The sequence below is a fragment of the Streptomyces sp. A18 genome, from assembly GCF_059026065.1.
Genome location: NZ_JBWLKL010000003.1, coordinates 492,353 through 517,752, shown reverse-complemented (window position 1 = coordinate 517,752; position 25,400 = coordinate 492,353). Strand labels below are relative to the sequence as shown.

Genomic DNA, 25,400 nt, shown 5'->3' with positions numbered 1-25,400 from the left:
GAGAAACGGCGTACGACCGGCTACGACACGCCGAAGCGGGCCGCCAGTGTGGCGCGCTGCGCACGGACAAAAGCCGCATCGACCACCGCGCCGTGCCCCGGGACGTACAGCGCGTCGTCCCCGCCCAGGGAGAGGAGCCGGTCGAGCGCCGCAGGCCACCGCTTCGGGACCGCGTCAGGACCCGCCTGCGGTTCGCCCGACTCCTCGACCAGGTCGCCGCAGAAGACGATCTCCGGGGAGCTGTCCGTGCCGGGGACCAGGACCGCCAGGTCGTGGCCCGAGTGCCCCGGGCCGACGTTCGCGAGCAGCACCTGCACCCCGCCGCCCAGGTCGAGCGTCCACTCCCCGCACACCAAGTGGTGCGGGTGCACGAGCAGGTCGGTGGCCTCCGCCGCGGCGTCCGGGGAGACGCCGTGCCGGACGGCGTCGTCGCGCAGTTCGTCGCGCCCCTTCGCCAGGAGCGTGTCGAGGCCGACCGCGCCGTACACCTGCACGCCCGCGAACGCCGCGGCGCCCAGGACATGGTCGAAGTGCGGGTGCGTCAGGACGAGGTGGGTGACCCGGCGGCCCCCGCCGAGAATGCCGCGCGCCTGGGTACGCAGCTGTGCCCCCTCGCGCAGGGTTGCCCCCGCCTCGATCATCAGCGCCGATTCGCCGCCGACGACAAGGCCCGCCGTACAGTCCCAGACCGGGAGTCGCCGCCGCCCCACATGCGGCGCGAGCCGCTCCCAGCCCGCCTCGTCCCAAGCCAGTGCCACATCCATGGAGTCGACGCTAGCCCCGCGCGGGCGGCTTGGCAGCCGCCACCTCGGCCGTCGGACCGACATAGGGGTCCGGCCCTTGCCGGGGTCGTACCTCGCGGCCGTACACTGGGCGCGGTGCGGGCTGGCACTCGCCCGCGGGGAGTGCCAGGCAGGATCGCGGGCAGACAGGTTTCAGGGCGAAAGGGTGGAGGTGTTGCGCGGATGCTCAGTGAACGCAGGCTCGAGGTGCTGCGCGCCATCGTCCACGACTATGTGGGCACCGAGGAGCCGGTCGGCTCCAAGGCGCTCACGGAGCGCCACAGCCTCGGGGTCTCCCCGGCCACCGTCCGCAACGACATGGCGGCACTCGAAGAGGAGGGCTTCATCGCCCAGCCTCATACGAGTGCGGGGCGCATCCCCACGGACAAGGGGTACCGCCTCTTCGTCGACAAGCTCGCGGGCGTCAAGCCGATGGCGGCGCCGGAGCGCAGGGCCATCCAGAACTTCCTCGACGGCGCCGTCGACCTGGACGACGTGGTCGCTCGTACGGTGCGGCTGCTCGCGCAGTTGACCCGGCAGGTCGCGGTCGTGCAGTACCCGTCCCTGACGCGGTCGACGGTGCGGCACGTGGAGCTGCTCTCGCTGGCTCCCGCCCGCCTGATGCTCGTACTGATCACGGACACGGGCCGGGTCGAGCAGCGCATGATCGACTGTCCTGCCCCCTTCGGAGAGACCTCGCTCGCGGATCTGCGGGCGCGGCTCAACAGCAGGGTCGCGGGGCGTCGCTTCGCGGACGTGCCGCAGCTGGTGCAGGACATGACGGAGTCCTTCGACGCGGAGGACAGGGGCACGGTGGCGACGGTGCTCTCCACGCTCCTCGAAACCCTCGTCGAAGAGACCGAAGAGCGGCTGATGATCGGCGGAACGGCCAATCTCACCCGCTTCGGACATGACTTTCCCCTCACCATCAGGCCCGTCCTGGAGGCTCTTGAGGAGCAGGTCGTCCTGCTCAAGTTGCTTGGCGAGGCCACGGATTCGGGCATGACCGTACGGATCGGTCACGAGAACGCCCATGAGGGGCTCAGCTCCACGTCCGTGGTCTCCGTCGGCTACGGTTCGGGCAGCGAGGCAGTAGCCAAACTCGGCGTGGTCGGCCCGACCCGCATGGACTATCCGGGAACGATGGGAGCAGTACGCGCAGTGGCACGTTACGTCGGACAGATCCTGGCGGAGTCGTAAGTGGCCACGGACTACTACGCCGTACTAGGCGTGCGCCGCGACGCTTCCCAGGACGAGATCAAGAAGGCCTTCCGGAGGCTTGCGCGAGAGCTTCACCCGGACGTGAATCCGGACCCGAAGACTCAGGAGCGCTTCAAGGAGATCAACGCCGCGTACGAGGTGTTGTCGGACCCGCAGAAGAAGCAGGTCTACGACCTCGGCGGCGACCCGCTGTCCCAGCAGGGCGCAGGCGGGGGTGCGGGCGGTTTCGGGGCCGGTGGCTTCGGCAACTTCTCGGACATCATGGACGCGTTCTTCGGCACGGCGTCGCAGCGTGGCCCCCGGTCGCGCACGCGCCGCGGCCAGGACGCGATGATCCGGCTCGAGATCGACCTGGACGAGGCGGCCTTCGGGACCACCAAGGACATACAGGTCGACACAGCGGTCGTCTGTACGACCTGCAGCGGTGAAGGTGCCGCGCCGGGGACGTCCGCTCAGACGTGTGACATGTGCCGCGGTCGCGGCGAGGTATCGCAGGTCACGCGGTCCTTCCTCGGCCAGGTCATGACCTCCAGGCCGTGCCCGCAGTGCCAGGGCTTCGGCACGGTCGTGCCCACCCCGTGTCCCGAGTGCGCCGGTGACGGCCGCATCCGGTCGCGGCGGACGCTCACCGTGAAGATCCCCGCCGGTGTCGACAACGGCACGCGGATCCAGCTCGCGGGCGAGGGCGAGGTCGGCCCAGGCGGCGGCCCCGCCGGCGACCTGTACGTGGAGATCCACGAGCTGCCGCACGCGGTGTTCCAGCGGCGCGGGGACGACCTGCACTGCACGGTCACCATTCCGATGACGGCCGCGGCTCTGGGCACGAAGGTGCCCCTCGAGACGCTGGACGGCCTGGAAGAGGTCGACATCCGGCCGGGCACGCAGTCCGGCCAGTCGGTGCCGCTGCACGGCAGGGGCATCACGCACCTGCGGGGCGGCGGTCGCGGCGACCTCATCGTGCACGTCGAGGTCCTCACGCCGAGCAAGCTGGACGCGGAGCAGGAGCGGGTCCTCCGGGAGCTTGCGGTGCTGCGGGGCGAGGAGCGGCCTACGGGGCAGTTCCAGCCGGGGCAGCAGGGTCTGTTCTCCCGTTTGAAGGATGCGTTCAACGGGCGGTAGCGCCTTGAGCGGTACGTGCGCCTCCGGCAGGGTTTCTCCTGCCGGGGGCGCTTTGTCGTCCGTGGGTCGTTCGTGGTTGCTCGCGCCCCGCGGCGGAGCCGCACATGTCACAGCCCCGCGCCCCCTACGGGGCGCTCCTGATCATGCCGGGTGACGGGTGGGTCGGTGGGAAAGTCCCGCGATTCGGCCCCCCGGCCAGGAAGTGGCACGATGCGTTCATGTCCTCCGCACTGACCGATCTCTGCCGCCTTCCGATCGTGCAGGCCCCCATGGCGGGCGGCGCCTCGTGCCCCCAGCTCGCCGCGGCCGTCTCCGAGGCAGGGGGGCTCGGATATCTCGCAGCCGGGTACAAAACCGCCGACGGGATGTACCAGGAGATCAAACAGTTGCGGGGGCTCACCAGCCGCCCGTTCGGCGTGAATCTGTTCATGCCGCAGCCCGAGTACGCGGACGCCGCGGCCGTGGACGTCTACCGCAACCAGCTCGCCGGTGAGGCCGCCTGGTACGAGACGCAGCTCGGGGACCCGGACAGCGGCCGCGACGACGGCTACGACGCGAAGCTCGCGATCCTCGTCGAGGACCCGGTGCCGCTGGTGTCGTTCACCTTCGGCTGCCCCACCCGCGACGTCTTCGACGCCTTCGCGCGGGTCGGCACGGTCACCGTCGCCACCGTCACCACGCCCGAAGAGGCGCAGACCGCCCAGTGGTCGGGCGCCGACGCCGTGTGCGTGCAGGGCATCGAGGCGGGCGGCCACCAGGGTACGCACCGCGACAACCCCGAGACGGACGGCGCCGGGCTCGGCCTGCTCTCGCTCATCGCGCAGGTGCGCGACACCGTGCAGATCCCGATCGTCGCGGCCGGCGGCCTGATGCGCGGCTCGCAGATCGCCGCGGTGCTCGCGGCGGGCGCCGACGCCGCGCAGCTCGGCACGGCCTTCCTGGTCTGCCCCGAGTCGGGCGCGAACGTCCTGCACAAGCAGGCCATGACCAACCCGCTGTTCACCCGGACCGAACTGACCCGTGCCTTCTCCGGCCGCCCCGCGCGGGGCCTGGTCAACCGCTTCATGCGCGAGCACGGTCCGTACGCGCCCGCCGCCTACCCCCAGATCCACCACCTCACCAGCGGCCTGCGCAAGGCCGCGGCCAAGGCCGGTGACGCGCAGGGCATGGCGCTGTGGGCGGGGCAGGGCCACCGCATGGCGCGGGAGCTTCCCGCCGGGCAGCTCGTGGAGGTCCTGGCGGCCGAACTGGCCGAGTCGAAGGCCGCGTTGGCGGCCGGAGGGCAGCAGGGGAACCAGCCGGGGGGCCAGGCGTGACCGCGCCCGTCTTCGTCGTCGAGACCTTCCCGACCTTCGAGAACACTGCCGCGGGCGGTGACCGACGCTACGTGCTCGATGGCCCCGAAGGGCGCCACGCCGTCTCCGTGAAGCGGCTGCACGCCGGTGAGGACGTCGTCCTGACCGACGGAGCCGGGCGCTGGGCCGACTGCGTGGTGACGGACACCGAGGGCAAGGACCGGCTGATCCTGCGGATGGATCCCGTACAGGAGGAGGCGTTCCAGGAGCCCCGGATCACCGTCGTGCAGGCGCTGCCCAAGGGCGACCGCGGTGAACTCGCCGTGGAGACCATGACGGAGACCGGCGTCGACGCGATCGTGCCCTGGTCGGCCTCCCGTTGCATCACGCAGTGGAAGGGCGAACGCGGGCTCAAGGCGCTCGGCAAGTGGCGTGCCACGGCGCGCGAGGCGGGCAAGCAGTCGCGCCGCGTGCGCTTCCCCGAGGTGGCGGACGCGGCGTCGACCAAGCAGGTGGCGGCGCTGCTCGCCACGGCCGACTTCGCCGCGGTCCTGCACGAGGAGGGCAGCGAGCCGCTGGCCACCGCGGTGCTTCCGGCCGCCGGGCACATCGTCCTGGTGGTCGGCCCCGAGGGCGGCGTGTCCCCGGACGAGCTCGCGGCGTTCGCGGCCGCGGGGGCGAAGCCCTACCGCCTGGGGCGTAGCGTGTTGCGTACGTCGACCGCGGGGACGGCGGCGGCAGCGCTGCTCCTGGGACGCACGGGCCGCTGGTCCTGAACCCCCGCGCCGGGTGAGGGGGGCCGTGGAACTGGCCCAAGTGCGGTTGCTCGTATCGGACTTCAGCGCCTGCTACCGCTGCTACGCCGAAGTCCTCGGCCTCAAGCCGCAGTCGGGTGCGGCGGACGGACCGCATACGGGTCGCCCATCTCAAGGCCCCGGAGGGGAACTTGGTGGAGCTGCAGGAGTGGCTGCTGCTGCGCGGCTGAGCGCGGAGTCGGACGCAAAGAGGTCTACCGTCAGGCGGCTCGCAGTGGCACTCTGCCGCCTATGGGGGCATTGAGGCGCTTACGTGATCGTGCGGTGGACGTGCGCGGACGGCGTCGGCGGGTGCTGTACGCCGTCGGGTTCGCGGGGGCGGCGGTGATCGGGGTCGCCGCGTGCGATCCGGCTGGCGGGGGCATGAACACGGCGGCCGTCGCGATCACCACCGACGAGATGGCGACGAAGGAGCTGGAGCGGCAGAAGCTCGAAGTGCTGTGGATCAGCTGCAACGCCCGCTTCAAGGACAAGGTCACCCCGTCCAGCGGCTCCCCGGCCCGCGACGCCCGCGTCACCGTCGACTGCCAGGGTCAGGCCAGGAACGAGAAGGGATCCGACGACACCAGCGACATCACCGTCAAGGGCACGGTGACGTCCTTCGTCGACGGCGGCTGCGTACGCGGGGACCTGACCGCCAAGGTCGACGGCAAGGAGTGGTTCCGGGTCGACGTGCTCGGCAATTGCTCAAGCGGCGACGACGGGAACGGCGACGACAACGGTGGAGGCAGCGGCGGTGACGACGGCGGCGACCACGACGGCGACCACGACGGCGACAAGCCGACCCAGCCGCCCACGGCGACCGTCACCGTGACCGCCACGCCCGATCCGCCGCCGCAGCATCCCGATCCGACGTGCTCGTGCTTCAAGGGCAAGTGATCCAAAACCCTGTCCGGCTCCGCCCCGGCTGCCTAGGCTGGCTGTGTGACACTGACTGGGCACCCTGCGTATCTCCGGTTTCCGCATCTGCACGGCGAGTTGGTCGCCTTCACCGCCGAGGACGACGTCTGGGTCGCTCCTCTCGACGGCGGCCGGGCATGGCGCGTCAGCGCCGACAACATGCCGGTGAACCACCCCCGCATCTCCCCGGACGGGACGACCCTCGCCTGGACGTCCACGCGTGACGGCGCCCCCGAGGTGCATGTCGCGCCGGTCGACGGCGGCTCCTCCAAACGCCTTACCTACTGGGGCAGTTCGCGTACGTCGGTGCGGGGCTGGACCCCGGACGGGCAGGTCCTCGCGGTCAGCACGTCGGGCCAGGCCTCGCTGCGCCGCAGCTGGGCGCGGGCCGTTCCGCTGGACGGCGGCCCCGCGGACACACTGCCGTACGGCGTCGTGGGCGATGTCGCGCACGGCCCGGCCGACGGCCAAGTCCTGCTGCTCTCCGCGCCGATGGGGCGCGAGGCCGCCTGGTGGAAGCGGTATCGGGGCGGCACGGCGGGCAAGCTCTGGATCCGGCGCGGGGACGCCGCCGCGGAGGGCGCGGAGGGCGCGGAGGAACGCTTCGTACGCGTCCATGAAGAGCTCGGCGGGAACATCGAGTACCCGCTGTGGGTGGGGATTGGGGCCTCCCCTGCTCGAGCGGAGCCGAGAGCTTGGGGACGCATCGCCTTCCTCTCCGACCACGAAGGCGTCGGCGCCGTCTACTCCTCGCAGCCCGACGGCTCCGATCTGCGCCGCCACACCGGGATCGAGGGCTTCTACGCTCGGCACGCCGCGACCGACGGCACGCGCGTGATCTACGCGTCGGCGGGTGAACTCTGGCTCCTGGACGACCTGGTGGACGCCGAGCCGCGCCGCGTCGAGGTCCGCCTCGGCGGTCAGCGCACCGACCTCCAGCCGTTCCCCGTGAGCGCGGCGCGCTGGTTCGGCGCCGCGGCACCCGACCACACGGGGCGGGGCAGCGCAGTCTCCGTGCGCGGCGGCGTGCACTGGGTCACGCACCGCGAGGGGCCCGCCCGCGCTCTCGCCGCCGAGCACGGGGTGCGCGCCCGGCTGCCGCGGACGTTCCGCGTCGACGGCGAGGAGCATGTGGTCTGGGTGACGGACGCGGAGGGCGACGACGCTCTCCAGTTCGCGCCGGCCACGGGGCTCGCGCCGGGGGCCACACCGCGCCGGATCGCCGCCGGGCAGCTGGGGCGGGTGCTCGGGCTCGCCGTCGCGCCCGACGGCAGCAGGGCCGCCGTCGCGTCGCACGACGGGCGGGTGCTGCTCGTGGAGCGGGAGAGCGGGGAGGTGCGGGAGGTCGACCGCGGGGAGCACGGGGACGCCACCGGGCTCGTCTTCTCGCCGGACTCGGCGTGGCTCGCGTGGTCGCATCCGGGGCCGCGGCCGCTGCGGCAGCTGAAGCTGGTGAACACCGCAGATCTCTCGGTGTCCGAGGCGACTCCGCTGCGGTTTCGCGACTACGCGCCCGCGTTCACCCTTGACGGCAAGCATCTGGCGTTCCTGTCCGCGCGGGCCTTTGACCCGGTGTACGACGAGCACGTCTTCGACCTCGCCTTCGTCGGCGGATCGAGGCCGTACCTGATCACGCTGGCGGCCACCACTCCCTCGCCCTTCGGGCCGCAGCGGCACGGCCGCCCCTTCGAGGCACCCGACAAGGACGAGACCCCGGACAGCGAGGGCTCGCCCGTCACCCGCATCGACCTCGACGGGCTCGCGGACCGCATCGTGCCGTTCCCCGTCGAGGCGGCCCGCTACTCGACCCTGCGGGCCGCCAAGGACGGCGTCCTGTGGCTGCGGCATCCCGTGCGCGGCGTACTCGGCGCGTCCCGCGCCACGCCGTCGGACCCCGACCCGCGGACGGAGCTCGAACGCTACGACCTGGTGCAGCAGCGCATCGAGGAACTGGCCTCGGACGCCGATCACTTCTCCGTCAGCGGAGACGGGAAGCGGGTGCTGCTGTGGGCCGACGGCAAGCTGAAGGTGGTCCCCAGCGACCGGCGGGCCTCCGGCGACGAGACCTCCGACTCGAACATCACCGTCGACCTCACGCGGGTCCGCCAGACGGTCGATCCGGCCGCGGAGTGGCGCCAGATGTACGACGAGGCGGGCCGCCTCATGCGGGACAACTTCTGGCGGCCCGACCTGGGCGGGGTCGACTGGGACGGGGTGCTCGACCGCTACCGTCCGGTCCTTGACCGGGTGGCCACGCACGACGACCTCGTGGACCTGCTGTGGGAGGTCGCGGGGGAGCTGGGCACGTCCCACGCGTACGTCATGGGGGGCGGGGCGTGGGGGAGTTCGGCGGTGCGGCAGGGGCTGCTCGGGGCGGATGTCTCGCGGGGCGAGGACGGGGCGTGGCGGATCGACCGGATCCTCCCCTCGGAGACGTCGGACCCGGCCGCCCAGTCGCCGCTCGCCGCGCCCGGAGTGGCGGTGCGGGCGGGAGACGCGCTCCTCGCGGTCGCGGGGCGGCCGGTGGATCCGGTGACGGGTCCCGGGCCGCTGTTGGTGGGTACGGCGGGGAAGCCGGTGGAGTTGACGGTGTCGCCCGCGGGGGGCGGTGACCCGCGGCACGCGGTGGTGATCCCCGTCGACGACGAGGAGCCGCTGCGGTACCACGCGTGGGTCGTGGACCGCCGCGCGTACGTCCACGAACGGTCGGACGGGCGCCTCGGCTACCTCCACGTGCCGGACATGCAGGCCCCCGGCTGGGCGCAGATCCACCGTGACCTGAGGGTGGAGGTGGCACGGGACGGCCTCGTGGTGGACGTCCGGGAGAACCGCGGCGGGCACACGTCTCAGCTGGTGGTGGAGAAGCTGGCCCGCAAGATCGTGGGCTGGGACCTGCCGCGGGGCGCCCAGCCGTTCAGCTACCCGGCGGACGCGCCGCGAGGCCCGGTCGTCGCGGTCGCCAACGAATTCTCCGGTTCCGACGGGGACATCGTGAACGCGGCGATCAAGGCGCTGGGGATCGGGCCCGTGGTGGGGACGCGGACGTGGGGCGGGGTGATCGGCATCGACAGCAGGTACCGCCTGGTGGACGGCACGCTGGTGACGCAGCCGAAGTACGCGTACTGGCTGGAGGGGTACGGCTGGGGCGTGGAGAACTACGGGGTGGACCCGGACGTGGAGGTGGTGACGGCCCCGGAGGACTACGCGGCTGGCCGTGACCCTCAACTGGACGAGGCGATCCGCCTGGCCCTGACGGCCCTGGAGACCGCACCACCCAAGAGCGCGCCAGAGCTGCCGGGGGACTAGCGTCCGGCTGGGCGGTGTGGTGCTGGTGCGTCTTGGGGGCGGGGCCGTTCCCGACTGCGGGTGATCGCTGGTCACGGCATTCGGCGGGGGTGGGAGAGGCCTGTTCGCCCCCGGCGGGTCCCCCGAGGCCGGGGAAGAGGGGGAAGCCGGGGAGTGGCCCGGATAGCATGCGGGGGCCAGTACAACCCGTTCGGACCGGAGGCGTTTCATGGCGGGAGAACCGCAGGCAGACTGCCTGTTCTGCAAGATCGTCGCGGGTGACGTGCCCGCGACCCTCGTCAGGGAGACGGACACGACCGTCGCCTTCCGGGACATCAACCCGCAGGCCCCCTCCCACGTCTTGATCATCCCCAAGGTGCACTACCCGGACGCCGCCTCCCTCGCCGCCGCCGAACCCACCATCGCGGCCGACGTCCTGCGCGAGGCCGGCGAGGTCGCGGTGGAGGAGAAGGCGGAGAGCTACCGCATCGTCTTCAACACCGGCCCCGGCGCGGGCCAGACCGTCTTCCACGCGCACGCCCACGTCCTCGGCGGACGCGGCCTGCAGTGGCCTCCGGGATAACTCGCCTTGTCCGTACGTGAATTGGTGGTCCTCGGCACCGCGAGCCAGGTCCCCACCCGGCACCGCAACCACAACGGCTACGTCCTGCTCTGGGACGGCCATGGCATCCTCTTCGACCCCGGCGAGGGCACGCAGCGGCAGATGCTGCGTGCCGGGGTCGCCGCGCACGACCTGCACCGGATCTGTGTCACGCACTTCCACGGCGATCACTCGCTGGGGCTGCCCGGCGTCATCCAGCGCATCAACCTGGACCGCGTTCCGCATGACGTGACCGTGCACTTCCCGCGCTCCGGCCAGCACTTCTTCGACCGGCTGCGGTACGCCACCGCCTACCGCGAGACCGTGTCGCTGATCGAAGAACCCGTGGTGGGTGACGGGGCGTTGGCCGCCACCCCCTCGTTCGCCCTCGACGCCGTCAAGCTCTCCCACCCCGTCGAGTCCTTCGGCTACCGCATCATCGAACCCGACGGGCGGCGCATACTCCCCGAGCTGCTCGCCGCGCGCGGGATCTCCGGACCCGACGTGGGGCGCCTCCAGCGGGAGGGCGAGCTGCGCGGTGTCACCCTCGACGAGGTGAGCGCGGTGCGGCGGGGGCAGCGGTTCGCCTTCGTGATGGACACCCGGCTGTGTGACGGCGTCCTCGAACTCGCCGACGGCTGCGACATGCTCGTCATCGAGTCGACCTTCCTCGACGGAGACATTCAACTCGCCCTCGATCACGGTCACCTGACCGTGGGACAGGCCGCGCGGGTCGCCGTGGACTCCGGAGTCCGGCATCTCGTGCTGACCCACTTCAGCCAGCGCTACCCCGACCCCGGCGTTTTCGAGCAGCAGGCCCGGGACGCGGGATTCGACGGTGAACTCACCGTCGCTCAAGACCTGTTGCGTGTACCTCTGCCCAAACGAACCACCTGAGTGAGCCGCCGCCATGCCCCTTCCCAAAGCAGAACTCCACCTCCACATCGAGGGGACGCTCGAACCCGAGCTGGCCTTCGCCCTCGCCGCCCGCAACGGCGTCACCCTCCCGTACGCCGACACCGAAGAGCTGCGCAAGGCCTACCTCTTCGATGATCTGCAGTCCTTTCTTGACCTGTACTACGGGTTGATGGCTGTTCTGCGCACCTCGGACGACTTCGAAGAGCTTGCCGATGCCTACCTGGCGCGGGCCGCTCAGCAGGGCGTGCGGCACGCCGAGATCTTCTTCGACCCGCAGGCCCACATGGTCCGCGGCGTCGGCATCGGCACCGTGATCGAAGGGCTCGGGCGCGCCCTGGAGCGCAGCGAGGAGCGGCACGGCGTCTCGACCCGGCTGATCATGTGCTTCCTGCGGGACCAGTCCGCCGAGTCGGCCTTGGAGACCCTGGAGGCCGCCAAGCCCCACCTCCACCGGATCGTGGGCGTCGGGCTCGACTCCGCCGAGGTCGGGCACCCGCCGGCCAAGTTCCGCGAGGTGTACGAGGCGGCGGCCGCGCTCGGCCTGCGCCGGGTCGCGCACGCGGGCGAGGAGGGGCCGCCCGAGTACATCACCGAGGCCCTGGACGTCCTGGGCGTCGAGCGCATCGACCACGGGCTGCGCTGCATGGAGGACCCGCAGCTCGTGGAGCGGCTCGTGCGGGAGCGGATTCCGCTCACGCTCTGCCCGCTGTCCAACGTCAGGCTGCGCGCCATCGACGTACTCGAAGAGCACCCGTTGGCGCGGATGATGGACGCCGGGCTGCTGTGCACGGTCAACTCCGACGACCCCGCGTACTTCGGCGGCTATGTCGACGACACCTTCCACGCCGTACGGGAAGCCCTCGCGATCGACCAGGAGCGGCTGCGTGAACTCGCGCGCAACTCGTTCGAGGCGTCCTTCCTCGACGGCAGCGCACAGGACGAGGCGCTGCGGGCGCGGTATCTCGCCGAGGTCGCGGATTATTCGTTCGACTGATCGTCGGGAGCGGAGCTAGGGTCCGATGTCATGGACTCCTTCATTCAGCTCTACGGCTGACACGGCCCTCATAGGCCCCGCGCGCCCCGCTGCTCGGCGACAGGCGCCGGGCCGTCGTGTCTCCGTACCCAGAAGCTGAATCACACGAAGGAATCTCTCCCATGAATCGTCCGACGTCCCGTCGCCGTGCCCATATCGCCATGGTCGGTGTACCGATGGTCAGCCATGTGCTGCCCGGCCTGGAGATCATCCGTGAACTCGTGGCACGCGGCCACCGGGTGACGTACGCGAACGACCCGGCGACCCGCGAGCTGATCGAGCCCACCGGCGCCGAACTCGTCCCGTGCGTATCGACGTTGCCGTTCAAGGACAACATCTGGCCCGATGACCCGATCGCCGCGAGCGCCCTCTTCCTCGACGACGCGATGGCGGTGCTCCCGCAACTGCGCTCGTTCTACGACGACGACCCCGCCGACCTGTATCTCTACGACATCGGCGCGTACGTCGCCCGTGCCCTCGCCGAAGGGCAGCAGCGGCCGTTCGTGCAGCTGTCGCCCACCTTCGTGGGCTGGGACGGCTACGCGGAGGAGATCGGGGCGCAGATCAAGCTGCTGCCCGGAGCCGCCGAACTCGAGGCGAGGTTCGGGAAGTGGCTCGCGGGGAGCGGGGCCACGACCCTGGACGTCGACGCCTTCTCGGGGACGCCCGACCGCGCCGTCGCGATGATCCCCCGGGCCATGCAACTCTCCGCCGACCGGGTCGACCCGGAGCGCGTCAGCTTCGTCGGGCCCTGCTTCGGGGACCGGTCGGCCCAGGGCGGCTGGCAGCGGCCCGAGGGTGCCGAGAAGGTGCTGCTCGTCTCGCTGGGCTCCTCGTACACCCAGCAGCCCGACTTCTACCGGAACTGCGTGGCCGCCTTCGGGGGGCTCGTGGGGTGGCACGTGGTGCTGCAGATCGGCAAGCACGTGGACCCCGCCGAGCTGGGGGACGTGCCGGGGAACGTGGAAGTGCGCTCGTGGGTACCGCAGTTGGCGATCCTGGAGCAGGCGGACGCGTTCGTCACGCACGCGGGCATGGGCAGCAGCAGTGAAGGGCTGTTCGCCGGGGTGCCGATGATCGCCGTGCCCCAGGGCGCCGAACAGCCGCTCAACGCGGACCGGCTCGTGGAGCTGGGGGTCGCGCGGCGGGTGGACACCGATGACGCGACGGCGGATGTGCTGCGATCGGCTCTCGTCGAGCTGACGTCCGACCCCGACGTCGCGGCTCGGGTCGCCCGTCTGAAGGCCGAGGTGCGTGCCGAGGGCGGCACGGCTCGCGCGGCCGACCTCGTGGAGGCGGAGCTCGGCGGCTAGCGGCGGGCGCCCCGGATGCCGGACGGGCCGAGCCATCGGCGCGTCCGGCATCCGGCCCCCGACAGGCTCCATCCGTTACGTTGCCTGCATGGTCGTACCCCTCAAACCCAGCATCGACCCGCTCAAGGGAGCCCGTAGAGCAGGCGATCCGCCCTGCGACGTCTTCCTCACCGGCACGGTCTTCCTCGACATCATCTTCACCGGACTCGACTCCGCGCCCGTACGCGGCACGGAGTCCTGGGCCCGCGGCATGGGGTCGAGCCCCGGCGGCGTCGCCAACATGGCGACCGCGCTCTCCCGGCTCGGGCTGCGCACCTCGCTCGCGGCGGCGTTCGGGGACGACCACTACGGGGAGTACTGCTGGGACGCGCTCGAACAGGGCGAGGGCATCGACCTCGCGACGTCACGTACCGTGCCCGGCTGGCACTCCCCGGTGACCGTCTCCATGGCGTACGAAGGCGAACGCACCATGGTCAGCCACGGGCACGAGCCACCGCCCGACGCCGACTCCCCGGACGGCGGCGCCCCGGCCTGCCCGCCACGCGCGCGTGCCGCCGTCGCGTCCCTGACGCCCGCCACGCGCGCGCCGTGGATCGCCGAGGCCGCGCGCACGGGCACGCGGATCTTCGCCGACGTGGGCTGGGACGACACCGGGCGCTGGGATCTGGCGGGGCTCGCGGACCTGGAGCACTGCGAGGCGTTCCTGCCGAACGCGGAGGAGGCCATGCGGTACACCCGCACCCAGTGCCCCCGGGCCGCCGCGCGGGCGCTGACCGAACACGTGCCGCTCGCCGTGGTGACCCTGGGCGCCGAAGGGGCGTACGCGGTGGACGGCAGGACCGGCGAGACCGCCGAGGTCCCGGCCATCGAGGTCGAGGCGCTCGACCCCACGGGGGCCGGTGACGTCTTCGTGGCGGGCTTCGTGACCGGCACCCTCGCCGGGTGGCCCCTCGCGGACCGGCTCGCCTTCGCGGGCCTCACGGCGGCGCTCTCGGTGCAGGAGTTCGGGGGCTCCCTGTCGGCGCCGGGCTGGGCGGAGGTCGCCACCTGGTGGCGGACCGTGCGGGAGGTCGACGACCAGGACCCGGTGGCCCTGAGCCGCTACAGGTTCCTGGAGGGCCTGCTTCCGGAGGCCACGCGTCCGTGGCCGCTGCGGCGCGCGGTGCCGACGATCGGGTTCAGGTCGGCCTGACAGGTCTCGGAGTCCGTCCGGCCGTGCGTGACCGGAGTGGAAAACCCCTACGGCAGTGTCAGTGGTGCGTCGTACTCTTGGCAGTGCAAGGCTGTCGAGCGGCCACCAAGCCCCGCATGAGGAGGATGAGCAGGCCCAAGTGCCGGCCCATGACTCAGACACCCACAGCTCGTACCCCTGCCCAGGGGCAGTCCCGAGCCCACTTCACCGTCCCGGCGAACCACCCGATGGTGACGGTGCTCGGCTCCGGAGACGCCCTGTTGCGCGTGATCGAGAAGGCCTTCCCGGCGGCCGACATCCATGTCCGGGGCAATGAGATCAGCGCCGTCGGTGACGCCCATGAAGTCACCCTCATCCAGCGCTTGTTCGACGAGATGATGCTGGTGCTCCGCACCGGTCAGCCGATGACGGAGGACGCAGTGGAACGCTCGATCGCCATGCTCAGGGCGGACGAGGCAGGTGAGGGCGACGGCCAGGAGACCCCGGCCGAGGTCCTCACGCAGAACATCCTCTCGTCCCGCGGCCGCACGATCCGCCCCAAGACGCTCAACCAGAAGCGTTATGTCGACGCGATCGACAAGAACACGATCGTGTTCGGCATCGGCCCCGCGGGCACCGGCAAGACCTACCTCGCCATGGCCAAGGCCGTGCAGGCCCTCCAGGCCAAGCAGGTCAACCGCATCATCCTGACCCGCCCCGCCGTCGAGGCCGGCGAGCGCCTCGGCTTCCTGCCGGGCACGCTCTACGAAAAGATCGACCCGTACCTGCGTCCGCTGTACGACGCGCTGCACGACATGCTCGACCCGGATTCGATCCCGCGGCTGATGGCAGCGGGGACGATCGAGGTCGCGCCGCTGGCATATATGAGGGGTCGCACGCTCAATGACGCCTTCATCATCCTCGACGAGGCGCAGAACACCAGCGTCGAGCAGATGAAGATGTTCCTCACCCGCCTCGGCTTCGAGTCGAAGATCGTGATCACGGGCGACGTCACGCAGGTCGACCTGCCGAACGGCACCAAGTCCGGTCTGCGGCAGGTCCAGGACATCCTGGAGGGCATCGACGACGTGCACTTCTCGCGGCTCACGTCCCACGATGTCGTACGGCACAAGCTCGTCGGCCGTATCGTCGACGCGTACGAGAAGTACGACGACAGCCAGCAGCAGAGCAAGAAACACGGGAAGTAGCGGAAGCCGCACCATGTCGATCGACGTCAACAACGAATCCGGAACCGAGGTCGACGAGCAGGCGATCCTCGACATCGCCCGCCACGCCCTCGCGCGGATGCGCATTCACCCGCTCTCCGAGCTCTCGGTGATCGTTTTGGACGCCGACGCCATGGAGCAGCTGCACATCCAATGGATGGATCTGCCGGGACCGACGGACGTCATGTCCTTCCCGATGGACGAGCTGCGCCCGCCCGCCAAGGACGAGGAGGAGACCCCGCAGGGCCTCCTCGGCGACATCGTGCTCTGCCCCGAGGTCGCGCTCAAGCAGGGCAAGGAAGCGGAGACGGAGCACTCCATGGACGAGGAGCTCCAGCTGCTCACCGTCCATGGAGTGCTGCACCTGCTGGGGTACGACCATGAGGAGCCGGACGAGAAGGCCGAGATGTTCGGCCTCCAGGCGGCCATCGTCGACGGCTGGCGCGCCGAGAACGGCCTGACCGGGCCGTCTCCGGCGCCCACCGTCTCCTGACGCGATGAGTTTGTCGCTGATCGCGGGCGCCGTCGCCCTCGTGGTCGTCGCCTGGCTCGCCGCCTGCGCCGAGGCGGGCATCGCCCGCACCTCCAGCTTCCGCGCGGAGGAAGCGGTCCGCTCCGGGCGGCGCGGCAGCGCGAAGCTCGCGCAGGTCGCCGCCGACCCCACCCGCTATCTGAACGTGGCGCTGCTCGTGCGCGTCGCGTGCGAGATGGCGGCGGCGTCCCTGGTGACGTACGCGTGCCTGAACGAATTCCCCGAGACCTGGGAGGCGCTCGCCATCGCCATCGCGGTGATGGTCCTCGTGTCGTACGTGGCCGTGGGCGTCTCGCCGCGCACCATCGGCCGCCAGCACCCGCTCAACACGGCGACGGCCGCGGCGTACGTCCTGCTGCCGCTCGCCCGGATCATGGGCCCGATCCCGCCGCTCCTGATCCTCATCGGCAACGCGCTCACGCCCGGCAAGGGCTTTAGGCGCGGCCCGTTCGCCTCCGAGGCCGAGCTGCGCGCGATGGTCGACCTCGCCGAGAAGGAATCCCTCATCGAGGACGACGAGCGCCGCATGGTGCACTCGGTCTTCGAGCTGGGCGACACCCTCGTACGCGAAGTCATGGTGCCCCGGACGGACCTGGTCGCCATCGAGCGCTTCAAGACCATCCGGCAGGCGCTGACGCTCGCCCTGCGGTCCGGTTTTTCGCGGATCCCGGTGACGGGCGAGAGCGAGGACGACGTGGTCGGCATGGTGTATCTGAAGGACCTGGCCCGCAAGACGCACATCAACCGCGACAGCGAGTCGGACCTGGTGTCGACGGCGATGCGCCCGGCGACGTTCGTGCCCGACACGAAGAACGCGGGCGACCTCCTTCGCGAGATGCAGCAGGAGCGCAATCACGTCGCCGTCGTCATCGACGAGTACGGCGGCACGGCGGGCATCGTCACCATCGAGGACATCCTCGAGGAGATCGTCGGCGAGATCACCGACGAGTACGACCGTGAACTGCCGCCCGTCGAGGAGCTCGACGACGGCTGCTACCGCGTCACCGCGCGCCTGGACATCGGAGACCTCGGCGAGCTGTTCGGGCTCGACGAGTTCGACGACGAGGACGTCGAGACGGTCGGCGGACTCCTCGCCAAGGCGCTCGGCCGGGTGCCGATCGCCGGGGCGTCGGCGGTCGTGCCGCTGCCGGACGGCCGGGAGCTGCGGCTCACCGCGGAGTCCGCGGCCGGGCGGCGGAACAAGATCGTGACGGTGCTCGTGGAGCCGGTCGCGCCCAGCGGCGCGGAGAAGGAGACGTCGGGGTGACCCCACAGGAGCTGCGCGCGTTCTGCCTGTCGTTCAACGACGTGGTGGAGGACTTTCCGTTCGGCCCCGAGACCTCGGTCTTCAAGGTCGCAGGGAAGCTGTTCGCACTCAGCTCGCTGGACGGGGCGCCGCTGACAGTGAACCTGAAGTGCGACCCGGACATGGCGGTCCAACTGCGTGGCGCGCACCCGGAGATCGTGCCGGGGTGGCACATGAACAAGCGGCACTGGAACACGGTGGCGGTGGACGCGAAGCTCCCGGACGCGATGGTCCGGGAGCTGATCGAGGATTCGTACGACCTGGTCGTGGCCGGCCTCCCGAAGGCCGTGCGGCTGCGTCTCGACAGGCCCTAGGCGTTGCGCCCGGCTCGACGGCTTCCAGGCGGTCCTCGCCTCGCCCGAGGGCGGCGCGGGCCCCGGTGGCCCCGGTGGCCGTTTGGCGCTCCGTGCTCCGTATGCTCGGCGTATGACCGAGAGTGCTGCGTCGCGTGACGCGCTTGACGCTGAGGACCGGAAGATCGTGACGCTGGCTCGTTCGGCGCGGGCGCGGAACGGAGTGGCCGAGGGGGCCGCCGTGCGGGACGAGACGGGGCGGACTTATGTCGCCGGGACCGTCGCGCTTGCCTCCCTCCAGCTCTCGGCGCTGCGGACTGCCGTGGCGATGGCGGTTGCTTCCGGGGCGGAGTCTTTGGAGGCGGCGGCGGTCGTTTCGGCAGAGGAGGCGCTTTCCGTGGAGGACCTTTCCGCTGTGCGGGACCTCGGCGGGGCCGGGACGCCGGTTTTCCTGGCGGGGCCTGACGGGGAGGTTCGGGTGCGGGCTCAGGCGAACTGACTTCTCCCCGGCCCGGCCCCTTCCCGAAAACCGTGCCTGCGCCCCGGGCCTACCTGGGGCTCCGCCCCGGACCCCGTACAAGATGGCCTCAAACGCCGGCCGGGCCAGGGAAGGGGCGGGGTCGGGGAAAATTACACCGCGTCCGGGCCCCGTTCCCCCGTCCGTACCCGCACCACTGTCTCCACCGGGACGGCCCACACCTTCCCGTCGCCGATCTTCCCCGTCGCCGCCGCGCGGACGATCGCGTCGATGACCGGGTCCAGGTCGAGGTCCTCGACGACGACCTCGATCCGCACCTTCGGCACCAGGTCCACCTGATACTCCGCGCCCCGGTACACCTCCGTGTGCCCCCGCTGGCGCCCGTACCCGCTCGCCTCGGTGACCGTGAGGCCCTGGACGCCCAGCTCCTGGAGCGCGGTCTTCACCTCGTCCAGGCGGAACGGCTTGATGACCGCGGTAACGAGCTTCATGCGACGGTGCTCCCCTTCATCGGGCTGACCAGGACGCCGTGATCGTAGGCGGTCTCCGCGTGGTGCGTCTGGTCGAGGCCCGTCAGTTCGTCCTCCTCGGACGCGCGGAAGCCCATCACCTTGTCGATCGCCTTGCCGATGCCGTACGTCACGGCGAACGTGTACGCCGCCACGACGAGCACCGCCACCGCCTGCTTGCCCAGCTGGGCGAGCCCGCCCCCGTAGAAGAGGCCCTCCGCGCCCTCCGTCATGGTGGCCGTCGCGAACAGGCCGATCAGGAGCGTGCCGACCACGCCGCCGACCAGGTGGACGCCCACCACGTCCAGGGAGTCGTCGTAGTTCAGGCGGAACTTCCACGCCACGGCGTACGAGCAGACCACGCCCGCCGCGAGACCGACCACCGCGGCGCCGAGCACCCCGACGACCCCGCACGCGGGGGTGATCGCGACGAGACCCGCCACCGCGCCCGACGCCGCGCCGAAGGTCGTGGGGTGGCCGTCGCGCTTGTGCTCCACGAAGAGCCAGCCCAGCATGCCCGTGCACCCGGCGAGCAGTGTGTTCAGGAGCGAGGCCGCGGCGAGGCCGTTCGCGCCGAGGGCCGAGCCGCCGTTGAAGCCGAGCCAGCCGAACCAGAGCAGACCGGCGCCCATCAGGACCATCGGCAGGTTGTGCGGGCGCATCGCGTCCTTCTTGAAGCCGATGCGCGGGCCGATGACCAGGACGAGCGCCAGGCCGGACGCGCCGGACGCGATCTCGACGACCAGGCCGCCCGCGAAGTCCATGGCACCGAGGGACGAGGAGATCCAGCCGTCCGGACCCCAGACCCAGTGCGCCACGGGAACGTATACGAGCAGCGCCCACAGCGGCACGAAGACCAGCCACGCCGCGAACTTCGTGCGGTCCGCGATCGCGCCGCTGATCAACGCCGTGGTGAGGATCGCGAAGGTCAGCTGGAAGGTGGTGAAGAGCAGGGTCGGGACCGTCCCCGTCAGCGTGCTCGGGCCGATGCCCGCCATGCCCAGGTGGTCGACGCCGCCGATGAGGCCCGCGAACGCGTCGTCGCCGAACGCGAGCGAGTAGCCGGCGAGCAGCCACACCACCGTGACCAGGGCGATCGACACGAAGCTCATGAGGAGCATGTTGAGGACGCTCTTCGTGCGGACCATGCCGCCGTAGAAGAGGGCGAGGCCCGGTGTCATCAGCAGGACGAGGGCGGTGGCAGCGAGCAGCCAGGCGGTGTCGCCGGTGTCGGGGCCCTCGGCCGCGGCGAGGGTTGTGGTGAGCGGGTACGAGGCGTACGCGGTCTGCACGGGGAATCTCTCCTCCGGGTGGGGGCAGAGGGAGAGCGTCACCGCCGTGCGTTTCGGATCGGGCACCCGGGCGTTTCCGCCGTGTTTCGTGTTGCCGCCGAGTTTCCTGGAGCTCACCGATGCCGGGTCGGTGCCTCATCGGTGCCCGATCGGGGCCTCGGCGTGCTGCGGCCCTCCGTCGATCAGGGAGAATGGGCGCCATGAGCGTTCGTACCGAGTCATCCGAGCCGTCCGAGGCCACCCACCGCGCCGGCTTCGCCTGCTTCGTGGGCCGCCCGAATGCGGGCAAGTCCACCCTTACGAATGCTCTGGTCGGCCAGAAGGTGGCGATCACCGCCAACCAGCCGCAGACCACGCGGCACACGGTGCGCGGCATCGTGCACCGGCCCGACGCCCAGCTGATCCTGGTGGACACCCCCGGGCTCCACAAGCCGCGCACGCTGCTCGGCGAGCGGCTCAACGACGTCGTCCGTACGACGTGGGCCGAGGTCGACGTCATCGGGTTCTGCCTGCCCGCGAACGAGAAGCTCGGCCCCGGCGACCGGTTCATCGCCAAGGAACTGGCCACGATCAAGAAGACGCCGAAGATCGCGGTCGTCACGAAGACCGACCTCGTCGACAGCAAGACGCTCGCCGAGCAGCTCATCGCCATCGACCAGCTCGGCAAGGAGCTCGGCTTCGAGTGGGCGCAGATCGTGCCGGTCTCGGCGGTCGGCGACAAGCAGGTCCAGCTGCTCGCGGACCTGATCATCCCGATGCTCCCCGAGAGCCCGCCGCTCTACCCCGAGGGCGACCTCACGGACGAGCCCGAACAGGTCATGGTCGCCGAGCTGATCCGCGAGGCCGCGCTCGAAGGCGTGCGGGACGAGCTGCCGCACTCCATCGCCGTCGTGGTGGAGGAGATGCTGCCGCGCGAGGACCGCCCCGCGGACAAGCCGATGCTGGACATCCACGCGAACGTCTACATCGAGCGCCCCAGCCAGAAGGGCATCATCATCGGCCCGAAGGGCAAGCGCCTCAAGGAGGTCGGGATCAAGTCCCGCCAGCAGATCGAGGCGCTGCTGGGCACGCCGGTCTTCCTGGACCTGCACGTGAAGGTCGCCAAGGACTGGCAGCGCGACCCCAAACAGCTGCGCAAGCTCGGCTTTTGAGCGGGGCACACGGGGCTCGGTAGATCACCGGCTTCGCCGAGTTCGTCCTCGATCGCCGGACGGGCTCAACTGCCTCACTCCACGCCCCTGATCCGCGTCACAAGCAGCGCTCCCGCCAGTCCGATCACCGCCGCCACCAGGTACAGCACCCGGTAGCCGCCCAGGTGCGTCACGATCGGGGCGGCGAGGGCCGGGGCCGCCACCTGGGGCAGGGAGTTGGCGATGTTGATGACGCCCATGTCCTTGCCGCGGTCCAACGCCTTCGGGAGTACGTCGGTCATCAGCGCGAAGTCCACCGACGTGAAGACCCCGAAGCCGACCCCGAGGACCGCAGCCGCGACGATCGCGCCCGGCCACGTCTGCCAGCCGGACAGCACGGCCGTCGCCACCGCCATCAGGACGCCCGACCAGAGCACGAATGGCTTGCGGCGGCCCACGCGGTCCGACCAGACGCCGCCCACGACCACCGTCGCGAGCAGCGTCAGGCCGTTCACCGCCGTGAGGATCAGGACGCCCTCGTCCGGGTCGGCGTAGTCCAGGCGGTCCCGCAGGTAGTAGAGGAGATAGAGCAGGACCAGGGAGTTGCTGAGGTTGATCAGGAAGCGGGTCAGCCAGGCCCAGCCGAGGTCCGGGTAGCGGCGCGGGCTCAGCCAGAAGGCGCGGGCGAACGACCCCCAGGCGAACGGCGGCCTGTCCCGCGGCGCCAGGCGCAGGTCCCGGTGGCGCAGGACGTACGGCAGCACGCCCGCCAGCGTGAACACCGCGCACGCCGCGTACCCCGCGCCCACACCCCCGGCCACCGTCGCCAGGCCCGTCCCCACCACCACGCCCAGGAGCTGGGCCGCCCCGAGCCAGCCGCCCACCGCGCCCCGCTGGAGCCGCGGCACCCGGTCCGGCACGGCCGCCGTGACCGCGGCGAACGCGGCGTTCAGCGTGAGCTGGACCAGGCACCAGCCCGCCGCCATCCACCACACCGAGCCCGCGGCCGAGAGCAGCAGGAGCGCCGCGGCGCCGCCCGCCGCGCCCGCCACGATCCACGGCGTGCGCCGCCCGAACCGCGACACCGTCCGGTCCGAGAGCGCGCCGAAGAGCGGGTTCGAGGCCAGGGACACCACGGCTCCCGCCCCCGCCACCCACGCGAGGACCGTCTCCTTCGACGTACCGGCTGGGGCGAGGTCTTCCGCCTGCAGGGCCAGGAGGATCTGCAGAGGGCCGTACCAGCCCACCCAGATCGCGCCGTTGGCGAGCGAGAGCGCGGACGTCCAGCTCCGCCCGACCCGCTCGGTCGGCTCCTTCAGCGCGTCGTCGACGGGCGTCGTGGTCATGCCCGTTGGGCCCGCAGCGTCTCGCGCAGCCACGCGTACGACGCCTTCGGAGTGCGCTCCAGAGTGGAGTAGTCGACGTGCACGAGACCGAAGCGCTGCCGGTAGCCCTCCGCCCACTCGAAGTTGTCCAGCAAGGACCAGACGAAGTAGCCGCGTACGTCCACGCCCTCCTCCAGCGCCCGGTGCAGCGCCCTGAGATGGCCGTCCAGGTACGCGATCCTCCGCTGGTCGTCGATCCCCTCGTACGAGCAGCCGTTCTCGGTGATCACCAGCGGCGGAAGCCGGTCTCCGTACCGGTCGCGGAAGCCGGTCAGAAGCTCGGTGAGCGACTCCGGGACGACGGGCCAGCCGAAGTCCGTGACCGGGCGGCCCTCGATCTCCCGCGGCGAGAAGGGGAGTTCGGGAGGGAGCGTGACGCCGGAGAACGCTGTGGGTGCCGAAGAGGGGAGCGGCGCGCCCACCTTCGTCGGCTGGTAGAAGTTGATCCCGTACCAGTCGACCGGCTCCGCGATGACCAACAGGTCGGCCTCGACGTCGCCGGCCGGCAGCAGCAACTCCCCGATGCCGTCCGGGTATCGGCCCAGGATCAGCGGGTCCGAGAAGAGGCGGTTGAGGAGTACGTCGTAGAAGTCCGCCGCCTCCGTGTCCTGTGCCGACGCCGAAGCGGGCCAGGTGGGGCCGTGCGAGTTGGCGATGCCGATGTCCGTGACACCGGCCGCGCGCAGCGCGCGTACGGCGAGCCCGTGCGCGAGCAGCTGGTGGTGCGCCACCGGCAGTGCCTCGAACATGAGCTGCTCGCCGGGCGCGTGCTGGCCGAGGGCGTGGCCCAGGAGGGTGTGCTCGGCCGGTTCGTTGAGGGTGATCCACTTCTTGGCCCGGTCGCCGATCCGGGCGGCGACCACGGCCGCGTACTCGGCGAAACGCTCGGCCGTGTCCCGTCGCCGCCAGCCGCCCTCGTCGGCGAGCGCGAGCGGGGTGTCCCAGTGGAAGAGCGTCGGGACGGGGCTGACTCCTGCCGCGCACAGCTCGTCGACCAGACGGTCGTAGAAGTCCAGGCCCGCGGTGCTCACCTCGCCCGCACCGCTCGGCAGCACGCGCGGCCACGACACGGAGAAGCGGTACGCGTCCACGCCCAACTCCCGGATGAGCGCGACGTCTTCGCGGTAGCGGTGGTAGTGGTCGCAGGCGACGGCGGCCGTCGTGCCGTCCTTCACCCGGCCCGGTACCGCCGTGAAGGCGTCCCAGACCGAGGGGCCGCGCTCGTCGACGGCGCCCTCGATCTGGTGGGCCGATGTGGACACCCCCCACACGAAGTCGCGGGGGAACTGAGGTAGTGGTTCGCGCGCATCGCTCGCTGCCATGGGCGCGATCTTCCGTACGGCCGCGTACGGAAGTCAATGGGCGTACCTCAGAAAACGTGAACACTACTCAGGTTTTACGAACCCTCCTTGAGCACGCGCGAGATCAGCTTCCGCTGCGGCTCGGTCAGGCGTGGATCCGAGCAGTACACCGTGTGCCCGTCGACGGTGACCTGGTAGTTGAAGCCGTCCGGCACCCCTATGGGTGGCGTGCTCCGGCCCTCGGCCACGGCCTCTTCGGCCAGGGCCTGCCACTCGTGGGCATCGGGCAGTCCCGAGGTGTCGACCTCGGCGTGCCGCTCGATGCCCGCGAATCCTCCCGTGCGCTTCACCTGGATACGCATGGAACCTGTCTACTCCATGGGACGGTCAGTTGGTAGGAACCCCGACCTGGGACCACGCCTTCAGGACGGCCCCGTGCTCCTCGCCCTCCCCGTACTTCTCGCGCGCCGCGGCCACCGTCAGCTTCGCGAAGTCCGCGAAGGACGCGTCCTGCGCCAGCTCGCCGCCGGTCAGGACGGCGTACCAGATCTGACCCGCCCGCTCCCACGCGTTGCCGCCGAGCGCCTCGGCGAGCAGGTAGAAGGCGTGGTTGGGGATGCCGGAGTTGATGTGCACGCCGCCGTTGTCGCGGCCCGTGCGGACGTAGTGGTCCATGTCGGCGGGCTGCGGGTCCTTGCCGAGCACGTCGTCGTCGTACGCCGTGCCGGGGGCCTTCATGGAGCGCAGCGCCTTGCCCGTGACGCGCGGGGCGAGCAGCCCCGCGCCGATCAGCCAGTCGGCCTCGGAGGCGGTCTGGCCGAGCGTGTACTGCTTGATCAGCGAGCCGAAGACGTCCGCCATGGACTCGTTGAGGGCGCCCGGCTGGCCGAAGTACGTGAGGTTCGCCGTGTACTGGACGACGCCGTGGGTCAGCTCGTGGCCGATGACGTCCACCGGGATGGTGAAGTCGAGGAAGATCTCGCCGTCACCGTCGCCGAACACCATCTGCTCGCCGTTCCAGAAGGCGTTCCCGTACTTCTCGCCGTAGTGGACCGTCGCGTTCATCGGCAGGCCGCTGCCGTCGATGGAATTGCGCTGGTACGACTTCAGGAACAGCTCGAAGGTCGCGCCGAGGCCCGCGTACGCGCGGTTGACGGTCGCGTCCTTGCCGGGCTTGTCGCCCTCGCCGCGGACCTTGCGGCCCGGCAGCTCGGTCTTGTGCTTCGCGTCGTGGATCGTGCGGTGCGGTTTGTCCTCCGCCGCGCCCTTGGGCAGCGAGACGGCCGGGGCGCCGATGACGGTGGTCAGGCGGCGGTGGGTGCGCTCGATCGAGTCGCGCTCCAGGGTGCGTCGAGCGGGACCGGCGAGGGTGGCGTCGTCACTCTGGGCCAGAGTGTCGAGCACGTGGGGCGGAATGATGGTGCAGAAGACAGGCTCGAAGCCTGGGTTGGCGGTCATGGCGGCAATGTGGCACTGAGTCATGCCGCTGTCACTA

General features: G+C 71.0%; 24 protein-coding genes and 1 pseudogene. 18 read left to right on the top strand and 7 right to left on the bottom strand.

The window, feature by feature from the left end; all coding sequences use genetic code 11:
- Positions 1–20: 20 nt before the first annotated feature.
- Entirely contained in the window at positions 21–764 is a 744-nt protein-coding gene (locus AC5P1C_RS08010; RefSeq protein ID WP_493864939.1) for an MBL fold metallo-hydrolase, read from the bottom strand.
- A 201-nt stretch (positions 765–965) separates the two neighbouring features.
- On the opposite strand from AC5P1C_RS08010, the gene hrcA reads away from it, so the two are divergent.
- The 17 genes and pseudogenes from hrcA to AC5P1C_RS07925 all read left to right on the top strand — a co-directional run bounded on the left by hrcA (position 966) and on the right by AC5P1C_RS07925 (position 18,309).
- Positions 966–1,982: a heat-inducible transcriptional repressor HrcA gene (gene hrcA / locus AC5P1C_RS08005; protein WP_190080489.1), complete on the top strand. Its 1,017-nt coding sequence runs from the start codon at positions 966–968 to the stop codon at positions 1,980–1,982.
- Entirely contained in the window at positions 1,983–3,122 is a 1,140-nt protein-coding gene (gene dnaJ, locus AC5P1C_RS08000; RefSeq protein WP_493864938.1) for a molecular chaperone DnaJ, read from the top strand. It begins immediately after the preceding gene.
- 218 nt (positions 3,123–3,340) lie between these two features.
- Entirely contained in the window at positions 3,341–4,438 is a 1,098-nt protein-coding gene (locus tag AC5P1C_RS07995) for a nitronate monooxygenase (RefSeq protein ID WP_493864937.1), read from the top strand.
- Entirely contained in the window at positions 4,435–5,193 is a 759-nt protein-coding gene (locus tag AC5P1C_RS07990; RefSeq protein WP_493864936.1) for a 16S rRNA (uracil(1498)-N(3))-methyltransferase, read from the top strand. Before AC5P1C_RS07995 ends, AC5P1C_RS07990 begins: the two co-directional genes overlap by 4 nt.
- Before the next feature lie 25 nt (positions 5,194–5,218).
- Positions 5,219–5,402, top strand: a pseudogene (locus tag AC5P1C_RS07985) (hypothetical protein).
- Between the two features lie 94 nt (positions 5,403–5,496).
- Complete coding sequence (locus tag AC5P1C_RS07980; protein ID WP_493864935.1) at positions 5,497–6,111, top strand: hypothetical protein; 615 nt, start codon at positions 5,497–5,499, stop codon at positions 6,109–6,111.
- A gap of 45 nt (positions 6,112–6,156) precedes the next feature.
- Entirely contained in the window at positions 6,157–9,438 is a 3,282-nt protein-coding gene (locus AC5P1C_RS07975) for a S41 family peptidase (RefSeq protein ID WP_493864934.1), read from the top strand.
- Positions 9,439–9,646: 208 nt separating this feature from the next.
- Positions 9,647–10,000: a histidine triad nucleotide-binding protein gene (locus tag AC5P1C_RS07970; RefSeq protein WP_493864933.1), complete on the top strand. Its 354-nt coding sequence runs from the start codon at positions 9,647–9,649 to the stop codon at positions 9,998–10,000.
- Between the two features lie 6 nt (positions 10,001–10,006).
- Positions 10,007–10,915, top strand: a complete 909-nt coding sequence (locus AC5P1C_RS07965; protein ID WP_493864932.1) for a ribonuclease Z — start codon at positions 10,007–10,009, stop codon at positions 10,913–10,915.
- A 13-nt stretch (positions 10,916–10,928) separates the two neighbouring features.
- Positions 10,929–11,930 carry an adenosine deaminase gene (locus tag AC5P1C_RS07960; RefSeq protein ID WP_493864931.1) on the top strand — a complete coding sequence of 334 codons (1,002 nt, stop codon included), beginning with the start codon at positions 10,929–10,931 and terminating at the stop codon, positions 11,928–11,930.
- Positions 11,931–12,091: 161 nt separating this feature from the next.
- Positions 12,092–13,282 (top strand): macrolide family glycosyltransferase, encoded by a 1,191-nt coding sequence (locus tag AC5P1C_RS07955; RefSeq protein WP_493864930.1) that lies wholly within the window; start codon positions 12,092–12,094, stop codon positions 13,280–13,282.
- Positions 13,283–13,370: 88 nt separating this feature from the next.
- Entirely contained in the window at positions 13,371–14,474 is a 1,104-nt protein-coding gene (locus AC5P1C_RS07950) for a carbohydrate kinase family protein (protein WP_493864929.1), read from the top strand.
- Positions 14,475–14,623: 149 nt separating this feature from the next.
- Positions 14,624–15,661 carry a PhoH family protein gene (locus tag AC5P1C_RS07945; RefSeq protein ID WP_493864928.1) on the top strand — a complete coding sequence of 346 codons (1,038 nt, stop codon included), beginning with the start codon at positions 14,624–14,626 and terminating at the stop codon, positions 15,659–15,661.
- Between the two features lie 13 nt (positions 15,662–15,674).
- Positions 15,675–16,172, top strand: coding sequence for an rRNA maturation RNase YbeY (ybeY, locus tag AC5P1C_RS07940; protein WP_493864927.1), 498 nt, complete (start codon positions 15,675–15,677; stop codon positions 16,170–16,172).
- A gap of 4 nt (positions 16,173–16,176) precedes the next feature.
- Positions 16,177–17,478 (top strand): hemolysin family protein, encoded by a 1,302-nt coding sequence (locus tag AC5P1C_RS07935; RefSeq protein WP_493864926.1) that lies wholly within the window; start codon positions 16,177–16,179, stop codon positions 17,476–17,478.
- Positions 17,475–17,831 carry an MmcQ/YjbR family DNA-binding protein gene (locus AC5P1C_RS07930; RefSeq protein WP_493864925.1) on the top strand — a complete coding sequence of 119 codons (357 nt, stop codon included), beginning with the start codon at positions 17,475–17,477 and terminating at the stop codon, positions 17,829–17,831. Before AC5P1C_RS07935 ends, AC5P1C_RS07930 begins: the two co-directional genes overlap by 4 nt.
- A 112-nt stretch (positions 17,832–17,943) precedes the next feature.
- Entirely contained in the window at positions 17,944–18,309 is a 366-nt protein-coding gene (locus AC5P1C_RS07925) for a cytidine deaminase-like protein (protein WP_493864924.1), read from the top strand.
- A gap of 131 nt (positions 18,310–18,440) precedes the next feature.
- Here the strand turns inward: AC5P1C_RS07925 and AC5P1C_RS07920 are convergent, their stop codons facing one another.
- Together AC5P1C_RS07920 and AC5P1C_RS07915 are read right to left on the bottom strand one after the other, a co-directional pair.
- The gene (locus AC5P1C_RS07920) at positions 18,441–18,779 is read right to left on the bottom strand and encodes a P-II family nitrogen regulator (RefSeq protein WP_493864923.1); all 339 of its coding nucleotides are present in this window, start codon (positions 18,777–18,779) and stop codon (positions 18,441–18,443) included.
- A complete protein-coding gene (locus AC5P1C_RS07915) occupies positions 18,776–20,089 on the bottom strand; it encodes an ammonium transporter (RefSeq protein ID WP_493864993.1) in 1,314 nt (437 codons plus the stop codon). The genes AC5P1C_RS07920 and AC5P1C_RS07915 overlap by 4 nt, the downstream gene beginning before the upstream one ends.
- Positions 20,090–20,280: 191 nt before the next feature.
- Between AC5P1C_RS07915 and era the strand changes: the two genes are divergently transcribed.
- Positions 20,281–21,240: a GTPase Era gene (gene era, locus AC5P1C_RS07910; RefSeq protein ID WP_493864922.1), complete on the top strand. Its 960-nt coding sequence runs from the start codon at positions 20,281–20,283 to the stop codon at positions 21,238–21,240.
- 74 nt (positions 21,241–21,314) lie between these two features.
- Here the strand turns inward: era and AC5P1C_RS07905 are convergent, their stop codons facing one another.
- The 4 genes from AC5P1C_RS07905 to AC5P1C_RS07890 all read right to left on the bottom strand — a co-directional run bounded on the left by AC5P1C_RS07905 (position 21,315) and on the right by AC5P1C_RS07890 (position 25,363).
- A complete protein-coding gene (locus AC5P1C_RS07905) occupies positions 21,315–22,565 on the bottom strand; it encodes an MFS transporter (protein WP_493864921.1) in 1,251 nt (416 codons plus the stop codon).
- Positions 22,562–23,926: a GH1 family beta-glucosidase gene (locus AC5P1C_RS07900; protein ID WP_493864920.1), complete on the bottom strand. Its 1,365-nt coding sequence runs from the start codon at positions 23,924–23,926 to the stop codon at positions 22,562–22,564. The genes AC5P1C_RS07905 and AC5P1C_RS07900 overlap by 4 nt, the downstream gene beginning before the upstream one ends.
- A 74-nt stretch (positions 23,927–24,000) precedes the next feature.
- Positions 24,001–24,267, bottom strand: coding sequence for a protealysin inhibitor emfourin (locus tag AC5P1C_RS07895; RefSeq protein ID WP_493864919.1), 267 nt, complete (start codon positions 24,265–24,267; stop codon positions 24,001–24,003).
- A 25-nt stretch (positions 24,268–24,292) separates the two neighbouring features.
- Positions 24,293–25,363, bottom strand: coding sequence for a M4 family metallopeptidase (locus tag AC5P1C_RS07890; RefSeq protein ID WP_493864918.1), 1,071 nt, complete (start codon positions 25,361–25,363; stop codon positions 24,293–24,295).
- Positions 25,364–25,400 lie beyond the last annotated feature (37 nt).